Here is a 26,684-nt window from a genome sequence, read left to right as displayed (position 1 = left end):
AAGAAATTAAGCATTAAATAATTAAATATTAAAGTAAAAATACAAATTAACTTTAAAACTTAAAGACATAAATCATTTCTAGTGAGTAATTTTGATACAATTGCTAAGAAAACAAAGAATATGCTATCGAATACCCCACCAAACCTATCGGATTTACCGATTTATAAAAAAGCCATAGAGATATTCACTCTATCGCAAAGCATTTCCTCGTATTTAAGTGATGACTTATCAAGTCTCAAAAATGATGGTACAGAAGATACAGATGTCTATTTTTCGGGTGATATTGTACAACAATCTGTTTCGTTAGCTCCGGAAATTTTAAATGCCGAAATGGAGCGTCATTCTGAAAGAAAATACAAACATATTGCTACTTTAAAAAGATTAACTACTTTACTTTATAGAAATTCATATAGATTAGAAAAATCTAATAGCAATGGCAAGGATTTCTTACCTATGTTACGCAGTGAATTAAAGAAATTTAAACAGTTACAACGCTCTTGGTTATTAACTTTATAATATTTGTAACCCATATAAAATAAAAAAACACATCGAAGGATGTGTTTTTTTATCTAATTATCCAGCTCAATTAATAATCACTGATAATAGAAACCTACTTTTGATAATAGCATTTACCAAGACTTCATAAGACATTATTTTATGAAAGCCACTGCTAATGTAATAGTAGATTAATTATTTTTATTACATAATTTAATCACAAATTGACCTAAATCAATTTTCTCACGAATTTTCTTTAAACTCAGGTATCTCAATTCTAGATAAAGTTTCTGGTCGCACATTTAAAAGTGATGCTAAATATTTCTTTGGCAATCGTTTAACGATCTCTGGATTAGAAATCTTCACAAAATAATCATATCGGTCTCTTGCCCGCGGAATTCTAGTCATAAATGCCCGGTATTCTGAGTGCAGATAGTATTGTTCCATTAAAATTCTATTTAAATGAGCCATTTCCTTGAAATGCTCTAATGCATAATGCATATCCTCGTAACTAATACTTTCGGTATAAGTATCTTCTAAACACTGAATATTTTCTAAGGCTGGTACCTTTTTAAAATAACCCGAAATTGAAGTTACCATTTCATTGTCGACACTCACCCAAGTTGTAATTTCCTTGTCATCAAAATAAAAGAAACCACGAATCAACCCTTTCCGAATTAAATGTAGTCGATTACAATATTCGCCATTTTTAACAATAAACTCTCCTTTTTTATATTGAGTTGAAATGATAGATTGTGATAAAAATTTATTTAAAGATTTCGATAAGGGATATATAGAATTCAACAATACAATGCTGAACAAATTATTATTCTTTAGTATAGGCATATTTAAATTGTATATTACCTTACCAAATATAAGTGTTTTTCAATGTTGAATTATTCTAAAATATATTATTATTACATATTTCGACGATATTGTCCACCTACTTCAAATAATGCATTCGTTATCTGACCCAAAGAACAATATTTACAAACTTCCATTAACGCTTCAAAAGTATTTTCATTTTCAATAGCCTTTTGTTGTAATCCTTTCAATAATTCATCTGTATTATAAGCCTTATGAAGATTTTGTAAGGTATGTATTTGTTGCTGTTTCTCTTCTTCAGTTGCTCTAATAACTTCAACAGGAACTACTGTTGGCGATCCCTTACTGCTCAAGAAGGTATTTACACCAACTATTGGAAATTCTCCATTATGTTTTAAGGTTTCATAATACAAACTCTCTTCCTGTATTTTACTACGTTGGTACATGGTTTCCATCGCTCCTAATACACCTCCTCGTTCTGTAATCCGATCAAATTCTAATAAAACGGCTTCTTCAACCAACTCTGTAAGTTCTTCTATTATAAAAGATCCTTGTATTGGATTTTCATTCCTGGCCAAACCTAACTCCTTATTAATTATCAACTGAATCGCCATGGCACGACGCACGGATTCTTCGGTAGGTGTTGTAATTGCCTCATCGTAAGCATTGGTATGCAATGAGTTACAATTATCATATATAGCATAAAGCGCTTGCAAGGTAGTGCGGATATCGTTAAAATCGATTTCCTGAGCATGTAAACTTCTTCCTGAAGTTTGAATATGATACTTCAACATTTGAGCCCGTGGGTTAGCACCATATTTATGCTTTAGAGCTTTAGCCCAAATTTTTCTAGCCACTCGACCTATAACAGCGTATTCAGGGTCTATCCCATTTGAAAAGAAAAATGATAAATTTGGTCCAAATTTATTAATGTCCATACCTCTGGACAGGTAATATTCAACATAAGTAAATCCATTGGCTAAAGTAAACGCCAGTTGAGAAATAGGATTCGCTCCAGCCTCGGCAATATGATATCCAGATATTGAAACGGAATAAAAATTACGAACCTGATTTTCAATAAAATATTCCTGTACATCTCCCATCAATCGTAAGGCAAACTCCGTAGAGAAAATACAGGTATTTTGTGCTTGGTCTTCCTTTAAAATATCGGCTTGAACGGTTCCTCTAACCTGAGAAATAGTTTGTTTCTTTATTTCTTGATAGATCTCTTCTGGTAACACCTGGTCACCGGTAACCCCCAATAACATTAATCCTAATCCATTATTCCCCTCCGGAAGTTCACCATGATACTTAGGGCGCTCCACCCCTTTATCCGCATATATTTTAGCTATTTTGGCTTCTACATTTTCTTCTAAACCATTGGCTTTAATGTAAAGTTCACATTGTTGATCGATAGCAGCATTCATAAAAAACCCTAACAACATAGGAGCTGGCCCGTTTATTGTCATACTCACGGAAGTCATAACATCTGCTAAATTAAAACCGGAATATAATTTCTTAGCATCGTCTAAACAACAAATACTTACTCCAGCATTTCCAATTTTTCCATAAATATCAGGTCTGTAATCTGGATCATTACCATACAATGTTACACTATCGAAAGCCGTAGATAAACGCTTTGCGGGTAAGCCCATACTCACATAATGAAATCGTTTATTGGTACGCTCTGGACCTCCTTCACCTGCGAACATCCGTGCCGGATCTTCTCCGGTACGTTTAAACGGATATAACCCAGAAGTATATGGGAATTCTCCGGGTACATTTTCCTGCAAACACCATTTTAAAATATCGCCCCACGCCTGATATTTAGGCAAAGCCACTTTAGGAATTTGCAAATGAGATAAAGATTCTGTGTGTGTTTCAATCTTAATTTCCTTATCCCGAACCTTAAAAGCGTAAATGGGATTTTTATATTTATTTACCTTTTCTTTCCAATCTAAAATCACTTCCCAGTTGTATGGATTCAGATTTAATTTTACACGGTCAAATTCCGAAATAAGCATTTTTACAAAATCGGGATTTTCTATACTTTCAATTGTTTCTGGTGATAATTCAACTCCATACTTATCCAAGCTTATCGGTAATTCCAAGACGGATTCAAGCGTTTTATAAATACCGTAAAGCTTCTGTGCCACTTCAACTTGTACTAAGCCCTCTTTATCATAATTTCTGTTATTCTCGGAAATTTCAGATAAATAACGGGTTCTATTGGGGGGTATCACAAAAATCTTTTTACTCATCTCCTTAGAAATAGTAAATGAAGATTCTAATGCCGCATCAGTCTTTTCAACAAGCGTATCCATAACAGCTTTGTAAAGGCTATTCATTCCAGGGTCGTTAAACTGAGAAGCTATTGTTCCATACACTGGTAAATCTTCTGTCTTAGCATCCCAAAGATTATGGTTACGCATGTATTGTTTTTTCACATCGCGAATGGCATCTAAGGCACCTCGCTTATCAAATTTATTCACCGCTACTAAATCGGCAAAATCAAGCATATCAATTTTTTCCAATTGGGTAGCTGCACCAAATTCTGGCGTCATCACATATAGCGACACATCACTGTGTTCTAAGATTTCGGTATCGCTTTGACCAATTCCTGAAGTTTCTAAAATAATTAAATCGTAAGCGGCCGCTTTTAATACTTCAACCGCTTCGCTCACGTGCTTAGACAAGGCTAAATTAGACTGTCTTGTCGCTAAACTACGCATATAAACACGGGGATTATTAATAGCATTCATGCGAATTCTATCACCTAAAAGTGCGCCCCCTGTTTTTCGTTTTGAAGGATCAACCGAAATAATTCCAATGGTTTTCTCGGGAAAATCAATAAGAAAGCGTCTTACTAATTCGTCTACCAGACTAGATTTTCCTGCACCTCCTGTACCTGTAATTCCTAATACGGGTACATGCGAGCTTCTATTTTTTTCAACAACTTGTTTTAATACCAATTGCGCTACTTCCGGAAAATTTTCAGCCGAAGAAATTAATCTTGCAATGTCCTTAACATTTTTATTTTTTAGATTCTCAACATCAATTTGGATACTTTCACCTAAAGGAAAATCTGACTTTTCAACCAAATCGTTAATCATTCCTTGTAAGCCCATTTCACGACCATCGTCTGGTGAATAGATTCGGGTAATTCCATAATCCATTAACTCCTTAATTTCAGCAGGAAGGATAACCCCTCCACCTCCACCAAAAATCTTGATGTGCTCCGCACCCTGTTCTTGAAGCAAATCGTACATGTATTTAAAGTACTCATTATGTCCTCCTTGATAAGACGTTAAGCAAATAGCATTAACATCTTCCTGTATTGCCGTGTTAACAACCTCCTCTACACTTCTATCATGTCCCAAATGAATAACTTCTACTCCTGTAGCCTGTATAATACGACGCATAATATTAATGGCCGCATCGTGACCATCGAATAATGAAGCGGCTGTTACAATTCTTACTTTGTTTTTTGGCTTATATGGAGTTATCTGCATGTTTATAAAATAAATTAATATCAAGGCCTCAAATTTACGAAATATTCAAAAAAATCAATTGATTACAAATGATTTTCTAAAATTTATAATTCTAGCTTTACTTATCTGATATTTAAGTTATTTTTGATTTAAACACCAGCTAAAAATGTAATGTACATATCACATATAAGGCAAAAGATACATTTTCATGAATAAAATCACCCTTTTAGTACACTGTGAAGACAAACCAAATATAATTGCTTCCGTAACTAATTTTATTGCAAAAAATAAAGGAAATATTGTTTATTTAGACCAGCATGTAGATCGCGAACAAAATGTCTTTTTCATGCGTTTGGAAAGTGAATTTAACCATGAGGGGTTTTCTACTGAAGATTTTAAAGCTTCATTTAAATTGAATCTAGCAGATACTTTCGAAATGAAATGGCGTATTTATTCTTCGCAAAAGAAACCTAAAATGGCTCTTTTTATATCTAAATACGACCATTGCTTATATGACCTGTTAGGTCGCTACAATTCTGGAGAATTAAACTTAGAAATACCCTTCATTATAAGTAATCACTTGGATCTAAAACCAATTGCAGATAATTTTAAAATCCCTTTTCATCATATCCCCGTAACCAAGGATACCATAGAAATTGCAGAACAAAAGCAATTAGAATTATTAGAATCTTATAACATCGATTTTATTGTATTGGCTCGCTATATGCAAATCATCTCTAGCAAGCTCATTGAAAAATACCCGAATAAAATAATAAACATTCACCATTCTTTCTTACCCGCATTTGTAGGAGCAAAACCCTACCATTCTGCATTTAAACGAGGCGTTAAAATTATTGGGGCTACCAGTCATTATGTTACCGAAGAACTAGATGGAGGCCCAATTATAGAACAAGACGTTGCTCATGTATCGCATACACATTCTATTGCCGATTTAATAGCAAAAGGTCGCGACTTAGAGAAAATTGTACTTGCAACGGCTGTAAAGTTACATACCAACAGAAAAGTAATGGTATATAATAACAAAACAGTTATTTTCTCTTAATGCAATAAATAGCCAAGGTATCAATTTATCCGATCTGCACTTAATGCGGCTTTTATTAAATGCTGTAATACAGGATTGTTGTTTTCTGAATAGCTATTATCCTGAAATCTTACAAGAAAAGGAATCATTTTATCAATACCTGTATCCTCATTCATTTTAAAAAACACTTCTTTCCATAGGCATACCATCTCTTTTAAAAGTTTAGATTGAGTTTTTGGCATTTCATTCAATTGATTCGATAGACTTTTAATATAACTTTTACAGAGCAATGGATTCTTAATTAATCTTCTAAAAAATATTTGTGTCTCAAGCATAACGTCGGTTCTGGAATTCAACGATTTTATATAGAAGTTATTTCGTTCTTTTTTTATACCTGCTGTTACTAGTAAAAACGAACTTACTATTAATTCCTCATGTGATGTAACCCCCAGATAATAAATATCTAATCCTAAATTAGTATTAATAATTAAAATATCTTCTCCAATAACTTCTTTCAAAAAATTTCTCAATGAAGTTACCTCATTGGAAGAAACCATTAATTCTTTCTTTAAATTTTTGTTTGAAATGCTAACTATTTTAAGATTTGGATTAGACATAGCACTTAATTAAACTTTAATTTTTTAAAATATTATTATTATTTCATTTAGTTTGATAGCTAATTTACAAAAAAACACCTAATATTTTATTAATACACAATTGATTTTAGTTATTAACAAATAAAACTTCATGATATAAGTAAAACATTTTGATTTACTATTTTTAGCGCTCTTAACAATCTACTATGAAAAAAATACTTTTAGGATTATTAATCACATGTACATTTAATACGTGTGCTGAATTACAACAAGTAGTTAACCAGCTCCCTCAAGGGACTACTACAGGTATTGGCAATGACCAAATAGCCTCTGGCTTACGTGAAGCCTTAAATTTAGGTATAGAAAAACAAGTCACTAAATTGACCCAAACTAATGGCTTCTATAAAAATGATCTCGTCAAAATTTTACTACCTGAAGAACTTCAAAAAGTTGATAAAACTTTAAGAGATATAGGCTTAGGCAATTTAGCCGATGAAGGTTTAAAAATTATTAACCACGCCGCCGAAGACGCGGTTAAAGAAGCTACTCCAATTTTTATTGATGCTGTTAAGGGTATTACTTTTAGTGATGCTAAAAATATATTATTAGGCGGAGATCATGCAGCAACAACCTATTTAAATAACAAAACAGAAAGTGCTTTATATAACAAATTTCATCCGGTTATAAAGAATTCATTTTCTAAAGTTGGAGCCGATCAAATTTGGTCTAATATTATCAATAAATATAATTCCATCCCATTTACTTCTAATGTAAATCCTGATTTAACCGATTATGTAACACAGGAGGCTCTTAAAGGAGTGTTTACTATGATTGGCGTTGAGGAAAAAGAAATTCGTACTAATTTAAGTTCTAGAACTACAGATTTGCTGCAAAAAGTATTTGCTTTACAAGACTAATTTCGTTTTAATTTTACTTTAAAAATCTGATAATAAAATTTTTATCAGATTTTTTTATTTCAAAATAAAAAAAAACGTATATTTAAATACTTGTTATTCAGAACTTAACGATGGACCGAACGAATATTATAAAAAGCAATCAAGAAAAACTTAACGCCCGCTACAAAGAATTAGTTGAGCAGGCTTATAATTTTCGTCAAACAGATTCTGCTTTAAGTGACATCTCTGAATACCAAGCGATAAAACTTCTCAATAAATTAAATAGACTTAAGTATTTAAACCGAGAGATAACCAAGCAAAATCCACTGCATTACTAAAATATTTTACATTTTTTTAACTTTAAGGAAACATCTAATTCCCTCATAAACGCGTACTTACACTAAAACAAGTTTATGAACAATCATTTTTGTAAAGTAGGGTATATAAGGCCAAACCTCAGGAAAGTTTTAAGTCTTAATGAATTAGAAAATTTATACAATAATTTCATTGTTGAAGCATATAATTTGATTCAATCAGATTCGAAGTCTAGTGATATTTTATACAATGAAGCCTTTAAGATGAAAAAAACAATTTTTACACTTAAGGAATCACATTTAAATGCTGCTGACGCAAGTTTTTAAAATAATCAAAGGCCTTTATTAACCTAGATCCGTACCAAGAAAACATTTCTCCATCTACTAAAAGTATTTTAGCATTTGGTATCACTGTTTTTAAGTAGTCTTTATGTTCTTCTTTAAACGGATAAGGCTCACTTGAAAGTAATACCAGTTCTACACCAGAAAGGTTCTCTTCGCTTAGCTCTATATCCGGATACCTCTTTAAATGCCTAAACTGATTTTCAAAACCTTGCAAAGCCATCAAGTAATTAATAAAAGTATTATTTGCAGCTACCATCCATGGTGATTTCCAGATAAAATAAGCTGTTTTAAAATATCTTTTCCCTTTTATATAAGCTTCAAAATCAATTTTTTTTAAACGTATCAGTTCTACTAATTCCTGAGCGCGCTTTTCACAATTAAATAATTTACCATATTGTTCTATGAGCTGAAGACTATCATCTAAAGTATAGATATCAGACACATGAACCGGACAAACACCTTCACAGGCTTCGACAATGTCCTTTGTATTCTCTTCTTTATTACACAGTATAATATCAGGTTGTAGTTGTTTTATTCTATTAATATGAATCTGTTTAGTACCACCTACGACTGCTACTTCCTTTTTAATTTGATGCGGATGCACACAAAACTTAGTCACCCCAACTAATAAATCTTTTAGTCCCAGATCGCAAAGCAACTCGGTTTGACTAGGTACTAAAGAGACGATTCGCTTAGGAAATTGCCCTAAACGAATCGTTCTATTCATTTGATCTTGATATTTAATCTGCATTAAATTATATCTTGAATACTAAAACCACAAAATCTAAGCCTCTAATATCACAGCCATTTCCTTTTGTAATTCAGCAGCCTTTTGTCCTGCCACTTCTGCGAAGTTCGTTTCCTTGGATGCGTATATAATACCTCTTGAAGAATTAATGAGTAGACCAACATTTTCAGTCATTCCGTATTTACAAACATCTTGTAAATTTCCACCTTGCGCTCCTACTCCAGGAACTAACAAAAAGCTTTCAGGAATAATATTCCTAATTTCAGCTAAATACTCGGCCTTTGTTGCTCCTACTACATACATTAAATTATGGGCATTTTTCCAAGACTTTGAGGTTTCAAGAACTTGCTTATACAATTCTTTACCATCTACCAGTTTAGTTTGAAAATCGAAAGCACCTTCATTGGAAGTTAGGCCCAGCATAATAGTATGCTTATCTTCAAACGCTAAAAACGGCTCCACAGAATCTTTCCCCATGTATGGTGCTACAGTAACCGAATCGAAAGCCAAATCCTCAAAAAATGCTTTAGCATACATCGTGCTGGTATTCCCAATATCACCGCGTTTAGCATCGGCAATAGTGAAAATTTCCGGATGATTTTCGTTAATATACTTTATGGTTTTCTCTAAAGCTTTCCACCCCTTAATACCATACGCCTCATAAAAAGCTGTATTAGGTTTATAGGCCACACATAAGTGATGCGTTGCATCTATTATAGCTTTATTGAAAGCAAAAATGGGATCTTCTTCTTCTAATAAATGCTGAGGGATTTTATTTAAATCAACATCTAATCCTACACATAAAAAAGATTTCTTTTTATTAATCTCGTTAATAAGTTGTGCTGTTGTCATACATAAAAAAGCCTCTTTACGAGGCTATTTAAATTTTAAATCACGTTATCGTTTGCTTTCAGTTTCTCAGTATTTTCAGCTAACTGCAATTCGTCTATTATTTTTTGAATATCACCATTTACAATATTCGATAAATCGTATAATGTTAAGCCAATTCTGTGATCGGTAACACGGCCCTGCGGATAATTATAAGTTCTAATTTTAGCACTCCTATCACCACTACTAACCATACTACCACGTTTCGCTGCATCCTCCTCTTGTTTCTTTGCCAGCTCTAAATCATATAAACGTGAACGTAATACTTTAAAGGCTTTCTCTTTGTTTTTATGCTGCGATTTCTGATCCTGACATTGCGCTACCAATCCTGTTGGAATGTGTGTTAATCGTACCGCCGAGTAGGTTGTATTTACCGACTGACCTCCAGGTCCTGATGAGCAGAAATAATCTATTCTTACATCCTTAGGATTAATTTCAACATCGAACTCTTCAGCTTCTGGAAATACCATTACAGTGGCTGCACTGGTATGTACACGCCCTTGGGTTTCTGTTTGTGGCACTCGTTGCACACGGTGAACTCCCGCTTCAAACTTTAGAGTTCCGTAAACATCCTCCCCAGAAACTTCAAACTGAATTTCCTTAAAACCACCGTTGGTTCCCTCGCTAAAATCTACCGTATCAACTTTCCAGCCTTTACTTTCACAGTATTTTGTATACATTCTAAACAGATCTCCAGCAAATATACTAGCTTCATCACCACCTGTTCCAGCACGCAACTCAACTACCGCATTTTTAGCATCCTCAGGATCTTTAGGTATTAAAAGAAATTTAATTTCATCTTCAAGTTTAGGAATACCTTCTTTAGCTTCATCATACTGCATTTTAGCCATTTCTACCATTTCAGGATCACTGCCGTCTGCAATAATCTCTTCAGCTTCAGCTAAATTTTCAGTTAATTCTATGTAGGCTTCACGTTTATCCATTAAAATACGCAAGTCCTTATATTCCCGGTTTAGCTCGACATAACGCTTTTGATCACTAATAATATCTGGCTGAATGATTAAATCACTAACCTCATCAAAACGCTGTTTTACTATTTGTAATTTCTCTAACATCTACCAATTTTAATTGAGGACCAAAAATACGATATTTTATGAATTTTCAACCACTACAATTTACATCTGTTTATTTAAATTTTATCCACACTTTGACGAGCCACAATCTTTACATGTTAAGCACCCTTCCTGATAAATTAAATTCTCAGATTTACACGAATCACAAGTTTGACCTTTTGCCTGAGTTCCATCGGCTACATAGCGTTTTAAAGCTCTCACCACACCATTTTTCCACGTATTTATTGACTCGCTATCTAATTGTAAACTATTGATTAAGTCAACAATCTTATCGATAGGCATGCCATGACGCAGGGTACTTGATATTAATTTAGCATAATTCCAGAATTCTGGATTAAACTTATGTGAAAGTCCTTCAATTGTAGTCTTATAGCCTCTTTTATTTTTATACTGAAAATCGTAGCGTTTGCTTCCATCATCGTTTTGACTCTTAATAATCAAGCCTGTATTCACCCATCGAGGAATTAAAATACCATCTTCATCATCTAACAACCCGGTAAAAATTTCATAAGGCTTGCCATCAATTAATCCAATAAAAGCAATCCATTTGTCTTTATTATTCTGAAAACGCACCACATCTGCTTCAAGAACTTCCGGACGTTTTTTAGGGAATGCCGTTAATAAATCAGGCGTACTGGTTTCTTTCTTTTCTTCATTAGAAATTAACACTCCGGAACGAGAACCATCACGATACACGGTTACACCTTTACAACCTACTTCCCAAGCCTTTAGATATAAGTCTCCAACTAAATCTTCAGACACATCATTTGGCAAGTTAATTGTTACGCTAATTGAATGGTCTACCCATTTTTGAATAGCACCTTGCATACTAACCTTGCTTAACCAGTTTACATCATTTGAGGTCGCTTTATAATAAGGCGATTGCTTTACTAAATTATCTAATTCTTCCTGAGTATAATTAACGGTTGTATCATGACCATTCACCTCCATCCATTGCTTAAATCTGTGGTGAAACACCACGTATTCTTCCCAAGAATCGCCCACCTCATCAACAAAATCGATGCGTACATTTTTATCGTTAGGATTTACTTTTCGACGACGTTTATAAACAGGTAAAAACACGGGCTCTATTCCTGATGATGTTTGCGTCATTAAACTTGTAGTCCCTGTAGGAGCAATAGTTAATAAGGCTATATTACGACGTCCGTATTCCAACATATCGTAATACAGTTTTTCATCTTCTTCCTTTATTCGATTAATAAAAGGATTGTTTTTTTCACGCTCCGAATCATAAATAGTAAAAGCGCCACGATCTTTAGCCGTGTAAACCGATGCTCTATAAGCCTCAATACATAATGTTTTATGTACTTCTAATGAAAATGCATTTCCAGCTTCACTTCCGTATTGGATACCTAATGCAGCTAACATATCACCTTCCGCAGTAATACCGATTCCGGTTCTTCTTCCTTCTTCTGCTTTTCTTTGAATGTTTAACCAAAGGTTTCTCTCGGTGGCTTTTACTTCATCTAATTCAGGATCTGAATCTATTTTCCCAAGAATGACATCAATTTTCTCAAGTTCTAAATCGATTATATCATCCATGATACGCTGGGCATAAGCCACATGTTTTTTAAACAAATCAAAATTAAACTTCGCATGACTTGTAAAGGGATTTTCTACATATGAAAATAGGTTAATAGCCAACAAACGACAAGAATCGTATGGGCAAAGCGGGATTTCACCACATGGGTTTGTTGATACCGTTTTATAACCTAAATCGGCATAACAATCTGGCACAGATTCTTTAGCAATCGTGTCCCAGAATAAGATTCCTGGCTCTGCAGATTTCCAGGCATTATGAACAATTTTCTTCCAAATTTTATTTGCCTCAACCGACTTTGAATATTTCGGCGTCTCACTAAAAATAGGATATTTTTGAATATAATTAGAGTTTGCTTTCACCGCCCTCATAAACTCATCATCAATTCTAACAGATACATTTGCCCCAGTAACCTTCCCTTGCTCTAATTTAGCATCGATAAAATCTTCTGAATCCGGATGATTAATAGACACAGATAACATCAAGGCTCCGCGACGTCCATCCTGGGCCACCTCCCTCGTTGAGTTAGAGTAGCGCTCCATAAATGGTACAATCCCCGTAGAGGTTAAAGCCGAATTTTTTACTGGCGATCCTTTAGGACGAATGTGCGATAAATCATGACCAACTCCTCCACGCCGCTTCATTAACTGCACTTGCTCCTGATCTATTTTCATAATCCCACCATAAGAATCAGACTCACCAGAATTTCCAATTACAAAACAATTAGACAGAGATGCTGTTTGATAAGGATTTCCAATACCAGCCATAGGACTTCCTTGAGGTACGATATATTTAAAATCCTTGACAAGATTAAACACTTCTTCCTCACTAAGCGGATTTGGATACTTTGCTTCAATTCTTGCAATTTCTCCTGCAATACGACGATGCATATCGTTAGGAGTAAGTTCGAATAAATTACCTTCAGAATCTTTTAAGGCATATTTATTAATCCATACACGAGCCGCTAGGTCATCGCCTTTAAAATAAGCTTTTGAAGCTTCAAAAGCTTCCTCTTGTGTGTACGTAATTGGTTCTTTGAGGGTTTGTGTGTCTACAGGCATAAGGTTGGATAATTTTTAGTTCAATAATAACACAAAGAACGTAAAAAAAGTTCAACATTAAATATGACAAAAGTCATAAAGTTTACACAAAAAAAACACAAACAACTGATTGTCAGTTTCTTAATTATTTATCAACAACAAAAAGTTAACAAATTTTCAAATTTTACAAATAAGAGAGATCCTCTAAAAATCTACAGCAAAACCAATACCTAGAAACTGTTTCCACTGCACTTTTGCGCCAGCTTCTTCAAATTCTCCCTCAAATTCTGTAGCCTTTGAAGTTTTAATATCATCATCATAACGAAGGTGCGAACCCAAAGTAGCACGTATAAAGTTATTCACTTTAAAATCGAAATCTAAGCTCCAATCGATATCTATATTCCCGAAGTTATTAATATAATCTGAATATAAGCTTACTTGATTTTTTATCGTAATATTCTCAGCAACTTCCCGTATATAATTATTAGTTACCAAAATACCAACCTCGCGCCTAATACGTTCACCAGGCCTTATTAAATTACCTAAGTCATCGAACTCTGCAGGTTTCACTCCAAAAGCTCCATCATTAGCCAAATCTTCATCTAGTACAAAAGTAGCTTTTAATGTTAATGGTGAGAAATAAAAGTCTAGGTTATCAATATGCTTACCATATTCCATACCTCCCCCAAAAAAGAGATACCCTGGTGCCATTAATCGTGAAATAGGATTATCTGTATCAGGGTACTTATAACCATTGGTCATCTGAGTTCGAAAATTAAGCCTTGCAGAATAATACCAGTTAGAATTTTCATCTGGCCTATAACCCATATTTGAGTTAATTTCAAAAATATCATCGGTTTTTCGTAACTCTCTCCCCTGCTGCCTGTTAATACCATACCTAAGCATAGCATTATTTTTCCATGTAAAATATTTGTCGCTATAATCTGCAGAGGTAGCCAACCCAATTAATCCTGAAATAGAATTAGTACCCCCTGAGTTCCAGTTTACAAATACAACTTCGCTTAAATCGACAGAAGCTTTATTTTTCTGCACCCATATTGGTCCCTCATATTTTTCTTCCTTTACCTTTAAAAACAAAGAATCTGGCTGGGCTAATAACAATTGAAAACAAAAACATGCTAGGATTACTAATATATTCTTCATGGTTAGATTAGAGTGTTTTTTCTATAAAATACATTTCCTATCAACAATTGTTCCAATTAAAACAACAGTTACGAAAACCTAATAAGAAAACTCCCCGAACTCACTTTTTATTGTAAGCTTTTTAGTTTCCGATGCCTCCACACGACCAATAATTTTTGCGTCAACATTAAACGATTTTGAAATACCGATAATATCTTCAGCTATCTCTGGCGACACATATAACTCCATTCTATGCCCACAGTTAAACACTTGATACATTTCTTTCCAATCCGTTTTGCTTTGCTCCTGAATTAATTTAAACAAAGGAGGAATTGAAAACATATTATCCTTAATTATATGAAACTGATCTACAAAATGAAGAATTTTGGTTTGAGCTCCACCTGAACAATGCACCATACCGTGAACCGCATCCGAATTATAAGCCGCTAAAATTTTCTTGATAATTGGCGCATAAGTACGCGTAGGAGACAAGACTAATTTACCAGCATCGATAGGCGCATCTTTAACGTCATCAGTTAATTTAACCTGTCCCGAATACACTAGGTCTTCTGGTACTGAAGCATCAAAACTCTCAGGGTATTTCTCGGCTAAATATTTATTAAACACATCGTGTCTGGCCGATGTCAAGCCATTACTACCCATACCACCATTATACTCTTTCTCGTAACTTGCCTGACCAAAACTTTCTAATCCAACAATAACATCACCAGCTTGAATATTTGCATTATCAATCACATCACTGCGTTTCATTCTTGCAGTAACCGTAGAATCCACAATAATAGTTCTTACCAAATCACCTACATCGGCCGTTTCACCACCAGTAGAATGAATGGTAACACCAAAGGATTTTAAATCTTCAAGCAACTCTTCAGTTCCATTAATAATAGCAGAAATCACTTCACCAGGAATTAAATTTTTATTTCTTCCAATGGTCGATGACAACATAATGTTATCGGTCGCCCCAACACATAATAAATCATCGATATTCATGATAAGTGCATCCTGAGCTATACCTTTCCAAACAGAAACATCGCCTGTTTCCTTCCAATACATATATGCTAAAGACGACTTAGTACCCGCCCCATCGGCATGCATAATTAAACAATAGTCCTCATCGTTTGTTAAATAATCGGGTACTATCTTACAGAAAGCCTTAGGAAACAATCCTTTATCGATATTTTTTATTGCATTGTGTACATCCTCTTTAGATGCTGAAACTCCGCGTTGTGCGTAGCGTTTAGAAACTTCTTGACTCATAATGTTGAATTGTGGTGCAAATTTAATTTTTTTGAATTAAAAAATCCCGCTTTTTGAAACGGGATTTTCTAATAATACCAACTATCGGGTAAATAATAATTCTCTATATTTTGTTAAAGGCCAAATCTCATCATCTATGAGCAACTCCAATTTATCACAATGATACCGAATCTCATCAAACAAAGGTTTTATCTCAAAGCAATACGCCATTGCCTTTTTCTCTAAATCTTCAATAACATTAGCTTCTCGTCGAGCATTAATCATCTTGGTTACATTGGCATTAATCGCCTCAATATGACTAGAAATTTCCTCTATTAAATTAATTTGCTCCTTAGACACCGAGGCATATTTCTTATCGAAAATCTCTTTTAAACCTTTTACATTTTCAATTAAGATATTCTGATACTTCACTGCTGTTGGCACAATATGATTTCTAGCTACATCGCCCAACACACGCGCTTCAATTTGAATATGCATAATATAGGCTTCCATTTCAATCTCATAACGCGCCTCAGACTCTACCTTACTCATCACATTCATATCTTCGAACAACTTAATCACCTTATCCGAAATTTTCGCTTTAAGCGCTTCGGGAGTCGATTTGTTATTACTTAACCCCCGTTTCTTAGCTTCTTCTTCCCACTCTTTTCCATAACCGTTACCTTCAAACAAAATCGCTTTAGTTGATTTAATATATTCACGCAACACATTAAAAATAGCCTCGTCCTTTTTTAAATCCTTTTTATTAATTAGAACATCGACCTCCATTTTAAAATCTTGAAGCTGCTTAGCTACAATAGTATTTAAAACGGTCATTGGATTTCCGCAATTCGCAAGAGATCCTACGGCTCTAAATTCAAATTTGTTCCCTGTAAAAGCAAATGGCGATGTTCGGTTTCTATCCGTATTATCTAATAATACATCCGGAATCTTTCCAACCACATTAAGCTTTAATTCGGTTTTTTCTTTGGGAGATAATTTTCCTTTTGTCACCCCTTCAAGCTCTTCTAACACCTTTGTAAGTTGCTGACCAATAAACACCGAAATAATAGCCGGTGGCGCTTCATTAGCACCTAATCGATGATCGTTACTTGCGGATGCTATAGACGCTCTCAATAACTCTTCATATTCATGAACCGCTTTTATTGTATTAATAAAGAACGTTAAAAACTGAAGGTTACTCATAGGGGTTTTTCCAGGAGCAAGCAAATTCACGCCAGTATCTGTAGATAACGACCAGTTATTATGTTTACCTGAACCATTAATACCCGCAAACGGTTTTTCATGAAGTAACACCTTGAAATTATGTTTAGAAGCAACACGTCCCATAATATCCATAAGCAGGGAATTATGATCGACTGCTAAATTAGCCTCTTCAAAAATAGGTGCTAATTCGAACTGATTAGGAGCCACCTCGTTATGTCTTGTTTTCACTGGAATTCCGAGCAACATGCACTCCGTTTCCAAATCACGCATAAAATTTAAAGCGCGCCCTGGAATAGCTCCAAAATAATGATCATCCAACTGTTGTCCCTTAGCAGAAGTATGACCTAATAAGGTTCTACCTGTTAAAGTTATATCTGGTCTGCTCGAGGCTAACAACTTATCTATTAAAAAATATTCTTGTTCCCAACCTAAAGACGAGGTTACCTTTTTCACATTTTTGTCGAAGTATCGACACACGTCGGTGGCTGCCTGATCGACTGCATTAAGAGCTCTAAGCAAAGGGGTTTTATAATCTAAAGCTTCACCAGTATATGCTACGAAAATAGTTGGAATACACAGGGTTGTGCCATATATAAAAGCAGGAGATGTTGGATCCCAAGCAGTATATCCTCTTGCCTCAAAAGTATTTCTAATTCCTCCACTAGGAAAACTAGACGCATCCGGTTCCTGCTGTACTAACTGCCCCCCACCAAACTTTTCAATAGCCATTCCTTCTCCTATAGTTTCAAAAAACGCGTCATGTTTTTCGGCCGTTGTTCCTGTTAAAGGTTGAAACCAATGCGTATAATGAGTCACTCCTTTAGACAAAGCCCAATCTTTCATCGAAGATGATACTTGATCAGCAATACTTCTATCTATTTTCTTTCCAAATTTAATAGCATTCATAACGCCTTTAAATGCATCTTTAGTTAAATATTGACGCATAGTATTTTCGTTAAAAACATTGGTTCCGAATAACTCAGAACGACGCACTTTTTCTTCAACTGGCAATGGTTTATGAAAAAGAGACTCCTTTAAGGCATGAAATCTTAGTGTTGACATTAGTATCTTAAATTTACTTGTGTGAATTTTAAACAAAAATACGAATATCATAAATAAATCAACATATAATTGTGATTTTAATGATTAAGAATCTTTCAATTAAATGATAAAAAAATATACTTCTTTTAAAATAAGCCTAAAAAAAATAGGGTATAAATAAAAATAACTCGAACATTTCGGAAATACCCCCTCTAAAATATGAAGTACGAAAGAATAATTTATATTTGTGCTATTAACATCAAAATATTATCATTTTAAAATAATTATTATGGCAAAAATTAAGCTAGAATATATTTGGTTAGATGGATATTTCCCTACCCAAAATATGAGAAGTAAAACTAAAGTTGAAGAGCACGAAGATTTTAAAGGTACCTTAGAAGAAATCGGAAACTGGTCTTTTGACGGATCTTCAACAAGACAAGCTGAAGGTGGTTCTTCTGATTGTATTTTAAAGCCTGTTGCTATCTATCCTGACCCAGAGCGTGTTAATGGATATTTAGTAATGACAGAAGTTTTAAATGCAGATGGTACTCCTCATGTTTCTAATGGTAGAGCAACTATTGATGATGAAGATGATGATTTCTGGTTTGGTTTTGAGCAAGAGTATTTCATTATGGATACTAAAACGCAATTGCCATTAGGATTCCCTGTTGGAGGATACCCTGCTCCACAAGGAATGTACTACTGTTCTGTTGGTGGTAAAAACACACATGGTAGAGATTTAGTTGAAGAGCATGCAGATTTATGTATTGAGGCTGGATTAAACTTTGAAGGTATTAACCAAGAGGTTGCATGTGGACAATGGGAATTCCAATTATTCGCTAAAGGAGCTAAAAAAGCAGGTGACGAAATTTGGATTGCAAGATATTTATTAGACCGTTTAACTGAAAAATACGGATACTATATTGATTACCACCCAAAACCATTAGGTAAAGATATGGATTGGAATGGTTCTGGTATGCACGCAAACTTCTCTAATACCACTCTAAGAACTTGTGGAGATAAAGCAACTTACGATACTATATGTGAAGCTTTCCGCCCTGTAGTTGATGAGCACATTGCTGTATACGGTGAGTTTAACGACCAACGTTTAACTGGATTACACGAAACGGCAGCGATAACAGATTTCTCTTATGGAGTATCTGACCGCGGTGCTTCAATCCGTATTCCAATTATCACAGTTGAAAAAGGATATAAAGGTTGGTTAGAAGATAGAAGACCTGCTTCTAACGGTGACCCATACAAAATTGCAGCAAGAATTATCAAAACTGTTAAATCTGCAAACGTTTAATAATTAGGTTTATTATTTTGTTCATAATAAAAAAGGCTTTACAAATTGTAAAGCCTTTTTTATATCCATTAATTTCTTATTTATTTCTTTATAAATAACAAGGTTGTAAAGATTCCATAAGCTAAAACAAGAATGAAACCTTTCACCCTTGTTATTTCAAATCTCTTAGGCATAAAAACCATTGGAAGTATCACAAAGGCATAACCTAACATCCAAAAAATATCTCTGGTAACAATAGTAATCTCAGTAACCTCCACAGGTTTAATTATTGCCGTTAAGCCCAAAACAGAACCAATATTAAAAATATTAGAACCCAATAAATTACCAAGTGAAATAGCTTTCTCCTGCTTGGCCGCCGCGACTACAGAAGCTGCTAATTCGGGCACACTAGTCCCAACAGCAATTAAAGAAATCCCAATAACCGCTTCACTTACACCTAAGGACAGGGCAATATCTTTGGCTCCATCAACTAACCAATCACTACCAAAATACAAAGCCACCGCTCCGATGAGCAGCCATATACCAATTTTAAAATTTGAAACTGTAGATAAGGTATCATCTACTTCTTCTATTTGAGCATCCTTTTTAGAACCTCGTAATAGTATAAATAAAAATACGATCAGCCCTAAAAACAAAATAACACCTTCATCTGCCGTCAAAATCTTATCACGCCATAAAAAGAAATACAAAGCAAAACTAAAAAGCATCATAACCGGCCAATTTAATTTGTAAAAAGACTTATCAACAGCTATATTACTTATCATTGCTGTTACACCAAGCACCAAGCCTATATTAGCTATATTTGAACCCACAACATTATTAATAGCAATAGCAGGCGAACCTGATAATGCTGCCTGGAGACTCACCAGCAATTCCGGCACCGATGTCGCAAAGGATACCACAGTCATTCCAATCACCATTTTTGATATGCTAAATTTAAACGACAGTGCGACTGATGAACGCACTAAAAACTCACCTCCAATAACTAAAAGTGCAAAACCAAGAACAACAAGAAGGATACTCATAAAACTTATTTTTTGCGAAGATAGTATTTCCTTTTTAGTGGATATATTTTACAATTAAAAAGTACACAAATATGCCTGTACTATTTACATTTTAAATATATTTAAAGTTTATTATTTTAATTTAATGAGAAAACAGTTTTTTAAAATATTAGCAAAAATTAATAAGGTAATTTTGCCAAGTTACAGCAAAAGAAAACTTGACATATCGAAGGCTAATAAACTACAATTAGTCATAATAGGTTGGCGTTCCTACGTTACTAAAAACGCATTAAACTAATACTTATTTAGTTTACGTTTCTTTTTCCAAATAATAAAACCCGTAACCGACAAAAACGGTCCACTTAGACCAATTATACAATAAAGTAAAGTAATTCCGAAACCTCCATACTCTCCAAAATGAAGCGGAATCATCATACTGTTTAACTTATTGAGTACTGATGCTTCAGATATTTTGATTACAGAATGAATATCTCCCGTTTGACTATTTATCTTGAATGTATTATAGTATTCACTCAAATAAAAAGGATCTCTACTAAAAACACCATTTACAACCAAGTCTGATTGCATATTTTTTGGTAACCGAATATAGGTTGGCTCAAAATCAGGGTATTCATTTTTTATCTTTTGGATACATGTTTCTACAGATATATTTAGAGAAACTGGAGCAGGCGTTTCAGGAGTTTGTAATCCCGCTTTGGCAACATTAAATGAAATAAACACACCCGTTACCACTAAAAGTAAATTTAATAATAAAGCCCACACGCCAACATAACGATGCAGAGCAGAATAAAAGTTTCGTCTACGGCTTCTATTTAACTTTACTCGAAACAGCAAGGTTTTTACAATTACTTTACGATAAAGAATAACGCCTGTGATTAACGCTAAAAAATATAAAATCCCAATAACAAATACCATAATACGCCCCACAGTACCGGCATGCAATGAGTAATGTAATTTTAAAATCCATTTAGTAAAATAAGTATTAGCATCAATATTAGCTATAACATGTCCTGTTCTAGGGTGTACAAAAACATATCGTCTAGCATCAGGTAATCGTAAATTAAATAATATCGATTCTCCCTTATTAAACCTCACAATTCTTGTTTCCCATTCTGGAAACTGGTTTTGTATGGTTTTTATAGCCTTATCAAGTTCTAAAACCCCAGCATCTTCATACACCTGATACTCTTTAAACAAAACAGCATCAATCTCCTTATGAAAAGCCAAAACAGCCCCACTAAGTCCAATTATAAGTAGAAAAACTCCCGTTATAATACCTAAATACGAATGATATTTTAGAAGAATTCTATTATTCACTTTTCAGTAATACTATTATTTTAATAAACATAAAAGCATCCTGAAATAACTTCACAAGATGCTTTAATTCTAGCAATTTTATAAGTTAACAATCAGAGACAGATTAAAACGTGCCCCATTAGCTTTTATATAATCTCTATCCCGAGCTGAAAATTGTGATAATAAATTGTAATAATCTTTATTGAGTAAATTTTCAATTCCTAAACCAATTTTCGTTGTTGGTGTCATTTGGTAGCTAGCCGTTAAATTCATAATACCAAAATCAGAAATTGGCCCCTGGCCATAAGAATATTCACCGGATGCATTTGGATTGAAGTGGTCACGTTTTCCAGCATAAATATATGACACACGCGCATTGAACTTTTTAGCCCAATTATAAGCTAAATAAGTAACTGTTTTTAAAGGTGGAATGCGGTCACTATTAATGTATCTATCATAATTCCCATCGTTTTGCGAATCTAACTTACCCTCTGTATACGACACAGACCCCCCTAAATTTAAATTACTGGTAAGCTTGGTATCTAATGCTAATTCAAATCCATACACACGTTCTGGTTGACGAAGAATTTCGAAAATTCCGTTTGGCGTTTCATTATATGTCGCCCCAAATTTAGACGTACTTAAAAAGGCTGCACCGCTAAGTCTGGTATTCCCTAATCGACTAGCAAAACCTATCTCGTAGTTATTGGCAATAACAGCATCAGAATTAATTTGACTTACAGTATTTTCAGTAGCTTCACGTAAAGTTCTACCTAAATCGGCAATTGAAAAACTTTGAGAAAAGCTAATAAAAGGTTGAAAAGCATCAAGTTTATTATAGCGCAAACCAATATTAAAGGTTGTCGCATTATATTCTAACTTTCCTCCTTCAACATTAACCCCGCCTCTACTTGGTGTTGTTTCTCCCAAGTTATATACTTTTAACGTTGTGAAATCGTCGATATCTATACCAATATTTTCAAATCGGATACCTGCTTTTAACACAAAATTATTGTACAAGGCTTTAACCTGAGCATAAGGCGCAATGTTTGTCATATCGGTCTCAGGAACCCATGCTCTGCCATCTACTAATTCTTGAGCTGTAAGATCGTTAAGTACATCTATACCGTAGAGTACATTCCCGGTAACACCTCCCATAGTATAAGGTGAATTGAAATTAAATCGTGCCCCCTTTTTTGTCGAAATGATGGATGACTGCCCTCCATCGAAACCTAAATCTGGATCATAAAAGAATGTTGAAAAACCATAAACTGTTCTAAAATCCTGAGCATACAGATTGAGTTTGAAATCGGTTTCTCCAAAAATATTGAAGTAATCGTAAGTAAGCTGAACATTATGATTATAACGATTTCCTTGATCCGCACCGAGATCCTCTCCTATAATACCAATAGTTGGGGTTTCACCATATTCTCCAACTTGTGATACATAATCAGAATTTTGATTACTGCTAAAGTAATTGTACATTAATTCAATATTCTGCTTTTTAGATATTTGATAATTTAATTTACCAAACAAACTATACTGATTGGTTTCACCAAGACCATAATAAGGCGATATCACTTCGCCATCCGCATCGCGAAACACACCTGTTTGTCTAAATGTACCACTAGCCACATAACCTAATTTATTAGTATTACCCGAAATAGTCTGGGTTATGTTAGCACCAACTGTTTTGTCAATTGTTTTTAGCGCACCCGTACTTCCAATAATAGTAGTACCCTCAAAAGGTTTATCGGAATGTGTTTTCTTTGTAATATAATTGATTATACCTCCGTCGGCACCGTTACCATATATGGCTGTTGCTCCTTTTATTACTTCAATGCGCTCTATGGTGGTTGGATCGATCGTATTAACATCTCTGCTTCCGTTACGAAGTGGTGTTGATTGCGGAATCCCATCAATTAACACTAACATTTTTCTACCTCGTAACGTCTGCCCCGTATTACTGGTTTGATTTGTACTAAAGGCCATTCCAGGAATTTCTAAAAGCACATCTGCTATATTAGTACTGGTTTGTCCATAATTTTCTATTTGCTCGGAGGTTAATACAGAAACCGATGATGGTACTTCGTCTAAAGTCTCTTTTACCCTATTGGAAGTAATCACAACTTCATTTAACGCTTGTAAATCGGTTTCTAATGTCACATCCAGTTCAACATTCTCATCTTGATTAAGAGTAAATTCTTGTGAAAACTTAGCATATCCTACAGCTGTTACTTGGATTGTATATTGACCTGCATCCAAATTCGTTATTTTATATATACCATCTTCATCAGCCATTGCACCTCTCGACGTTTTTTTAATTACAACGGTAGCATAAGGCACAGCTTGATTTTTTTCATCGGTAATTTTACCATAGATTACTGCTTCTTGGGCATACATACCAAGGCAACACATAAATAATAGGTTGGAAAGTAAAAATTTCATTATTATATTTATTTAGACTATTTATAAATAACAGCAAAAATAATAGATATTATGATTTTACAAACACTTTAAATCAAACTATAACAAAAAATTAATGGAAAACAACCTCCTTAAAATACAGAGAACTAATAATTAATAAGTTACAAAAACACACCCAACTAGACCTATTGCTAAATCTTATAATAAAATGTTAAAATCTAAAATTTAAAACAAAAAAAAAAGACTTCCAATTAATTGAAAGTCTTTAGTCGTGACCACGCCAGGATTCAAACCTAGAACCTCTTGAGCCGTAATCAAGTATTTTGCTATATGATTATTATTCAATTCTTAAGTAAATACTACTAAACTTGCCCTTAATCACTACTAATATAGAACTAATTGTTAATATCTATTATCTGTTCATTAAGTATTATTTTCTGCAAATATTCTGCAAATATGTATATTTGTATAAATCAATAAGTAATGAGTTATAGTATTTCGATTAAACTTGATAAAAGACGCTTAAAAGACAACGGCAAATACCCTGTAAAACTGCGCGCCTATTATAACAAAAAAGAAAAATGGTATTCACTAGATACCGACATGACAGAAAAGGAATTTAAAAATATTTGGATTAATCCGGAAAACAAAAATCTAAGAGGAGCAAATAAAGAGATACAATTAAAACTTCAAAGAATAGTTACGCGAGCTAATGAGGAAGCCAATGAAATGACCGTTTTTGATTTTTCTAGGTTTGAAACAAAATTATTTAGAAAGTCCTCTGACAAAAATAATGTTCTCTATCATTTCAATTTAGCTATTCAAGAGAATATTAAAAATGCTAAAGTTGGAACCGCTGAGAGTTATAAATACACCCTTAATTCACTCGGAGAGTTTAGCCTAAATAAAAAGAACTGCCCTATTGAAAAACTCACTTTTGAAGCCATCAATGTAGACTGGCTTTATGACTACCAAAAATACATGGTTTCAAATGGAAAAAGCTTTACGACAATTTCAATCTACACAAGAACTTTAAGAGTAATTTTCAACAATGCCATTCGCATGAATGACATAAGTAAAGACATCTATCCCTTTGGGCGTAAGAAAGATAATAAATACAAAATACCTGGCTCTAAAAAAGTAAAAAAAGCTTTAAACTCATCGCAGTTAAAAGCCTTATTAAATGCTAAGACTAGTAATCAAAATGAAGCCAAAGCTAAAGCATTTTGGTTTTTCAGCTACGCTTGCAATGGTATGAATTTAAAAGACATTGCTTTATTGAAATACTCTGATATTAAAGACGATAAATTTGAATATTACAGAGCTAAAACATTTGAGAAATCTACAGAGAAAACCGTCATTACAATTTACTTAACAGATTACACAAAAGGAGTTATAGCTAGATATGGGAATAAAAATAAAAGTGGCTTTGTTTTTAATATAATCGACATTAAAGACGATAGCATAACTCAATACAAAAAAATCAAAAACTTCACTCGATATATTAACGACCATATTAAAAGAATAGCTAAAGCAAACGATTTACCAAGTGAAATATCAACCTATTGGGCTAGACACTCGTTTGCTACTAATTCATTACGTAAAGGAGCCAGCATTGAATTTATAAGCGAAGCCCTAAACCATAGTGACCTCTCCGTAACAAAAAATTATTTTGCCGGTTTTGAAGATGAATCAAAAAAAGAATTTGCTAATTCATTAATGGATTTCGAATAACTAATAACCAAAACAAATGAAAAACAGAGAATTAACATTCTATTCGCTGTTGCCTAATGAGGATTTAAGGCATATATTTTATATGGCTGACACAATGGAATCTCAAGAATTTATTAATCTAGGTTTTGATGAAAAATGGCGTCATCATTTATGGGTTGTCCACAATAACAATGCTTTTGTTGGGCTTATTGAAAATCAAGTAACCATTAAAGCTTTAAATAGTATTCTAGACAGACAGCTTAAGCTCTATATAAGAAAACATAGTGAGGGATGCAAAGAGAATAATGAAGATTTACTAAGGATTAATGAAGAACAAAAAAACTGGCTAAAACACACAATATTCATTTGTAAAAACGAATTTAATAGAACCGATAATGAAATATATAATGAGGCGGTAAAGTGGTGTAAAAAACAGTTAAAACAAGCCAATAAAAAAAGAAGCAAACCTAAAAACACCCATTTAAATAAAGAGGTTTTATTAAATAAACAAAACAAACTAATTCCTAATGTCAGTATAGAAGATGTCTTCACTCATTTCGAAATACTAACAAAAGCAACCAACAAAGATCAAAAGTGTTATTTAACAGAGCAACAACTTTTAATATTCATTAAATCCACCTTTATAGACTTAGCACCAATAAAACAAAATTTTAATTGTATCATGTACTCAAAAAAAGATATTAGAAGTGTCTTTTATAGATTTTTTAAAAAAAGTACAATTTTAGAAGGCAAACAATCAAGATTAAAACAAAAATATTTTAATATTATGAATGATGCCTTTGTAGGATTCAATGACACTGATCTGAAAGAGTTTAACAAAACAAATAATAACATTGAAGCCTAAAACAATAACTAATAAACCTAAAATGAAACCTAATAAACCTATT

21 protein-coding genes and 1 tRNA gene are annotated in these 26,684 nt (G+C 33.7%); 8 read left to right on the top strand and 14 right to left on the bottom strand.

Going from position 1 to position 26,684, the window contains the following annotated elements:
- The first annotated feature begins 81 nt into the window (after nucleotides 1-81).
- A complete protein-coding gene (locus H611_RS0113265) occupies nucleotides 82-516 on the top strand; it encodes a hypothetical protein (protein ID WP_316928857.1) in 435 nt (144 codons plus the stop codon).
- 222 nt (nucleotides 517-738) lie between these two features.
- Here H611_RS0113265 and H611_RS14585 read toward each other — a convergent pair whose 3' ends face one another.
- Together H611_RS14585 and H611_RS0113255 are read right to left on the bottom strand one after the other, a co-directional pair.
- The gene (locus tag H611_RS14585; protein ID WP_027138841.1) at nucleotides 739-1,341 is read right to left on the bottom strand and encodes a Crp/Fnr family transcriptional regulator; all 603 of its coding nucleotides are present in this window, start codon (nucleotides 1,339-1,341) and stop codon (nucleotides 739-741) included.
- A 71-nt stretch (nucleotides 1,342-1,412) separates the two neighbouring features.
- Nucleotides 1,413-4,832, bottom strand: a complete 3,420-nt coding sequence (locus H611_RS0113255) for a methylmalonyl-CoA mutase family protein (RefSeq protein ID WP_035483862.1) — start codon at nucleotides 4,830-4,832, stop codon at nucleotides 1,413-1,415.
- 187 nt (nucleotides 4,833-5,019) lie between these two features.
- Between H611_RS0113255 and purU the strand changes: the two genes are divergently transcribed.
- Entirely contained in the window at nucleotides 5,020-5,874 is an 855-nt protein-coding gene (gene purU, locus H611_RS0113250; RefSeq protein WP_027138839.1) for a formyltetrahydrofolate deformylase, read from the top strand.
- Nucleotides 5,875-5,894: 20 nt separating this feature from the next.
- On the opposite strand, the gene H611_RS0113245 is transcribed toward purU, so the two are convergent.
- A complete protein-coding gene (locus tag H611_RS0113245; RefSeq protein WP_027138838.1) occupies nucleotides 5,895-6,470 on the bottom strand; it encodes a hypothetical protein in 576 nt (191 codons plus the stop codon).
- A gap of 185 nt (nucleotides 6,471-6,655) precedes the next feature.
- Between H611_RS0113245 and H611_RS0113240 the strand changes: the two genes are divergently transcribed.
- Both H611_RS0113240 and H611_RS0113235 read left to right on the top strand, forming a co-directional pair.
- On the top strand, nucleotides 6,656-7,366 hold the full coding sequence (locus H611_RS0113240) for a DUF4197 domain-containing protein (RefSeq protein ID WP_027138837.1): 711 nt from the start codon (nucleotides 6,656-6,658) through the stop codon (nucleotides 7,364-7,366).
- Between the two features lie 110 nt (nucleotides 7,367-7,476).
- Nucleotides 7,477-7,683, top strand: coding sequence for a Lacal_2735 family protein (locus H611_RS0113235; protein WP_027138836.1), 207 nt, complete (start codon nucleotides 7,477-7,479; stop codon nucleotides 7,681-7,683).
- Nucleotides 7,684-7,945: 262 nt separating this feature from the next.
- Here H611_RS0113235 and H611_RS0113230 read toward each other — a convergent pair whose 3' ends face one another.
- From H611_RS0113230 to H611_RS0113200, 7 genes are all read right to left on the bottom strand, one after another.
- Nucleotides 7,946-8,731: an ABC transporter substrate-binding protein gene (locus tag H611_RS0113230; protein WP_245574796.1), complete on the bottom strand. Its 786-nt coding sequence runs from the start codon at nucleotides 8,729-8,731 to the stop codon at nucleotides 7,946-7,948.
- A gap of 57 nt (nucleotides 8,732-8,788) precedes the next feature.
- On the bottom strand, nucleotides 8,789-9,604 hold the full coding sequence (gene pyrF / locus H611_RS0113225) for an orotidine-5'-phosphate decarboxylase (RefSeq protein ID WP_027138834.1): 816 nt from the start codon (nucleotides 9,602-9,604) through the stop codon (nucleotides 8,789-8,791).
- 35 nt (nucleotides 9,605-9,639) lie between these two features.
- The gene (gene prfA / locus H611_RS0113220) at nucleotides 9,640-10,716 is read right to left on the bottom strand and encodes a peptide chain release factor 1 (RefSeq protein ID WP_027138833.1); all 1,077 of its coding nucleotides are present in this window, start codon (nucleotides 10,714-10,716) and stop codon (nucleotides 9,640-9,642) included.
- An 81-nt stretch (nucleotides 10,717-10,797) separates the two neighbouring features.
- On the bottom strand, nucleotides 10,798-13,356 hold the full coding sequence (locus H611_RS0113215; RefSeq protein WP_027138832.1) for an adenosylcobalamin-dependent ribonucleoside-diphosphate reductase: 2,559 nt from the start codon (nucleotides 13,354-13,356) through the stop codon (nucleotides 10,798-10,800).
- Nucleotides 13,357-13,539: 183 nt separating this feature from the next.
- Nucleotides 13,540-14,499, bottom strand: a complete 960-nt coding sequence (locus H611_RS0113210; protein WP_027138831.1) for a DUF3078 domain-containing protein — start codon at nucleotides 14,497-14,499, stop codon at nucleotides 13,540-13,542.
- A gap of 78 nt (nucleotides 14,500-14,577) precedes the next feature.
- Nucleotides 14,578-15,756 carry an AIR synthase related protein gene (locus tag H611_RS0113205; RefSeq protein ID WP_027138830.1) on the bottom strand — a complete coding sequence of 393 codons (1,179 nt, stop codon included), beginning with the start codon at nucleotides 15,754-15,756 and terminating at the stop codon, nucleotides 14,578-14,580.
- A gap of 81 nt (nucleotides 15,757-15,837) precedes the next feature.
- Complete coding sequence (locus H611_RS0113200; RefSeq protein WP_027138829.1) at nucleotides 15,838-18,024, bottom strand: glutamine synthetase III family protein; 2,187 nt, start codon at nucleotides 18,022-18,024, stop codon at nucleotides 15,838-15,840.
- 268 nt (nucleotides 18,025-18,292) lie between these two features.
- Here H611_RS0113200 and H611_RS0113195 point away from each other — a divergent pair, with 268 nt between their 5' ends.
- On the top strand, nucleotides 18,293-19,315 hold the full coding sequence (locus H611_RS0113195) for a glutamine synthetase beta-grasp domain-containing protein (RefSeq protein ID WP_027138828.1): 1,023 nt from the start codon (nucleotides 18,293-18,295) through the stop codon (nucleotides 19,313-19,315).
- Nucleotides 19,316-19,395: 80 nt separating this feature from the next.
- Here H611_RS0113195 and H611_RS0113190 read toward each other — a convergent pair whose 3' ends face one another.
- Nucleotides 19,396-20,340 (bottom strand): calcium/sodium antiporter, encoded by a 945-nt coding sequence (locus tag H611_RS0113190; protein WP_027138827.1) that lies wholly within the window; start codon nucleotides 20,338-20,340, stop codon nucleotides 19,396-19,398.
- Between the two features lie 124 nt (nucleotides 20,341-20,464).
- Between H611_RS0113190 and H611_RS14935 the strand changes: the two genes are divergently transcribed.
- Nucleotides 20,465-20,617: a hypothetical protein gene (locus H611_RS14935; protein WP_027138826.1), complete on the top strand. Its 153-nt coding sequence runs from the start codon at nucleotides 20,465-20,467 to the stop codon at nucleotides 20,615-20,617.
- Here the strand turns inward: H611_RS14935 and H611_RS0113180 are convergent.
- From H611_RS0113180 to H611_RS14780, 3 genes are all read right to left on the bottom strand, one after another.
- On the bottom strand, nucleotides 20,614-21,657 hold the full coding sequence (locus tag H611_RS0113180) for a PepSY-associated TM helix domain-containing protein (RefSeq protein WP_027138825.1): 1,044 nt from the start codon (nucleotides 21,655-21,657) through the stop codon (nucleotides 20,614-20,616). The two genes, H611_RS14935 and H611_RS0113180, sit on opposite strands and share 4 nt — an antisense overlap.
- Before the next feature lie 78 nt (nucleotides 21,658-21,735).
- On the bottom strand, nucleotides 21,736-24,084 hold the full coding sequence (locus H611_RS0113175) for a TonB-dependent receptor (RefSeq protein WP_027138824.1): 2,349 nt from the start codon (nucleotides 24,082-24,084) through the stop codon (nucleotides 21,736-21,738).
- 251 nt (nucleotides 24,085-24,335) lie between these two features.
- Nucleotides 24,336-24,436, bottom strand: a tRNA-Arg gene (locus H611_RS14780).
- A 110-nt stretch (nucleotides 24,437-24,546) separates the two neighbouring features.
- Here H611_RS14780 and H611_RS0113170 point away from each other — a divergent pair.
- Both H611_RS0113170 and H611_RS0113165 read left to right on the top strand, forming a co-directional pair.
- Nucleotides 24,547-25,797 carry a site-specific integrase gene (locus H611_RS0113170; protein ID WP_027138823.1) on the top strand — a complete coding sequence of 417 codons (1,251 nt, stop codon included), beginning with the start codon at nucleotides 24,547-24,549 and terminating at the stop codon, nucleotides 25,795-25,797.
- 16 nt (nucleotides 25,798-25,813) lie between these two features.
- A complete protein-coding gene (locus tag H611_RS0113165; protein WP_027138822.1) occupies nucleotides 25,814-26,641 on the top strand; it encodes a hypothetical protein in 828 nt (275 codons plus the stop codon).
- Nucleotides 26,642-26,684: the final 43 nt, after the last annotated feature.

This window comes from Gaetbulibacter saemankumensis DSM 17032 (assembly GCF_000425645.1).
Lineage (GTDB): Bacteria > Bacteroidota > Bacteroidia > Flavobacteriales > Flavobacteriaceae > Gaetbulibacter > Gaetbulibacter saemankumensis.
Note: the sequence above shows the minus strand (reverse complement) of the source record. Positions and strands in the feature narration are given on the sequence as shown.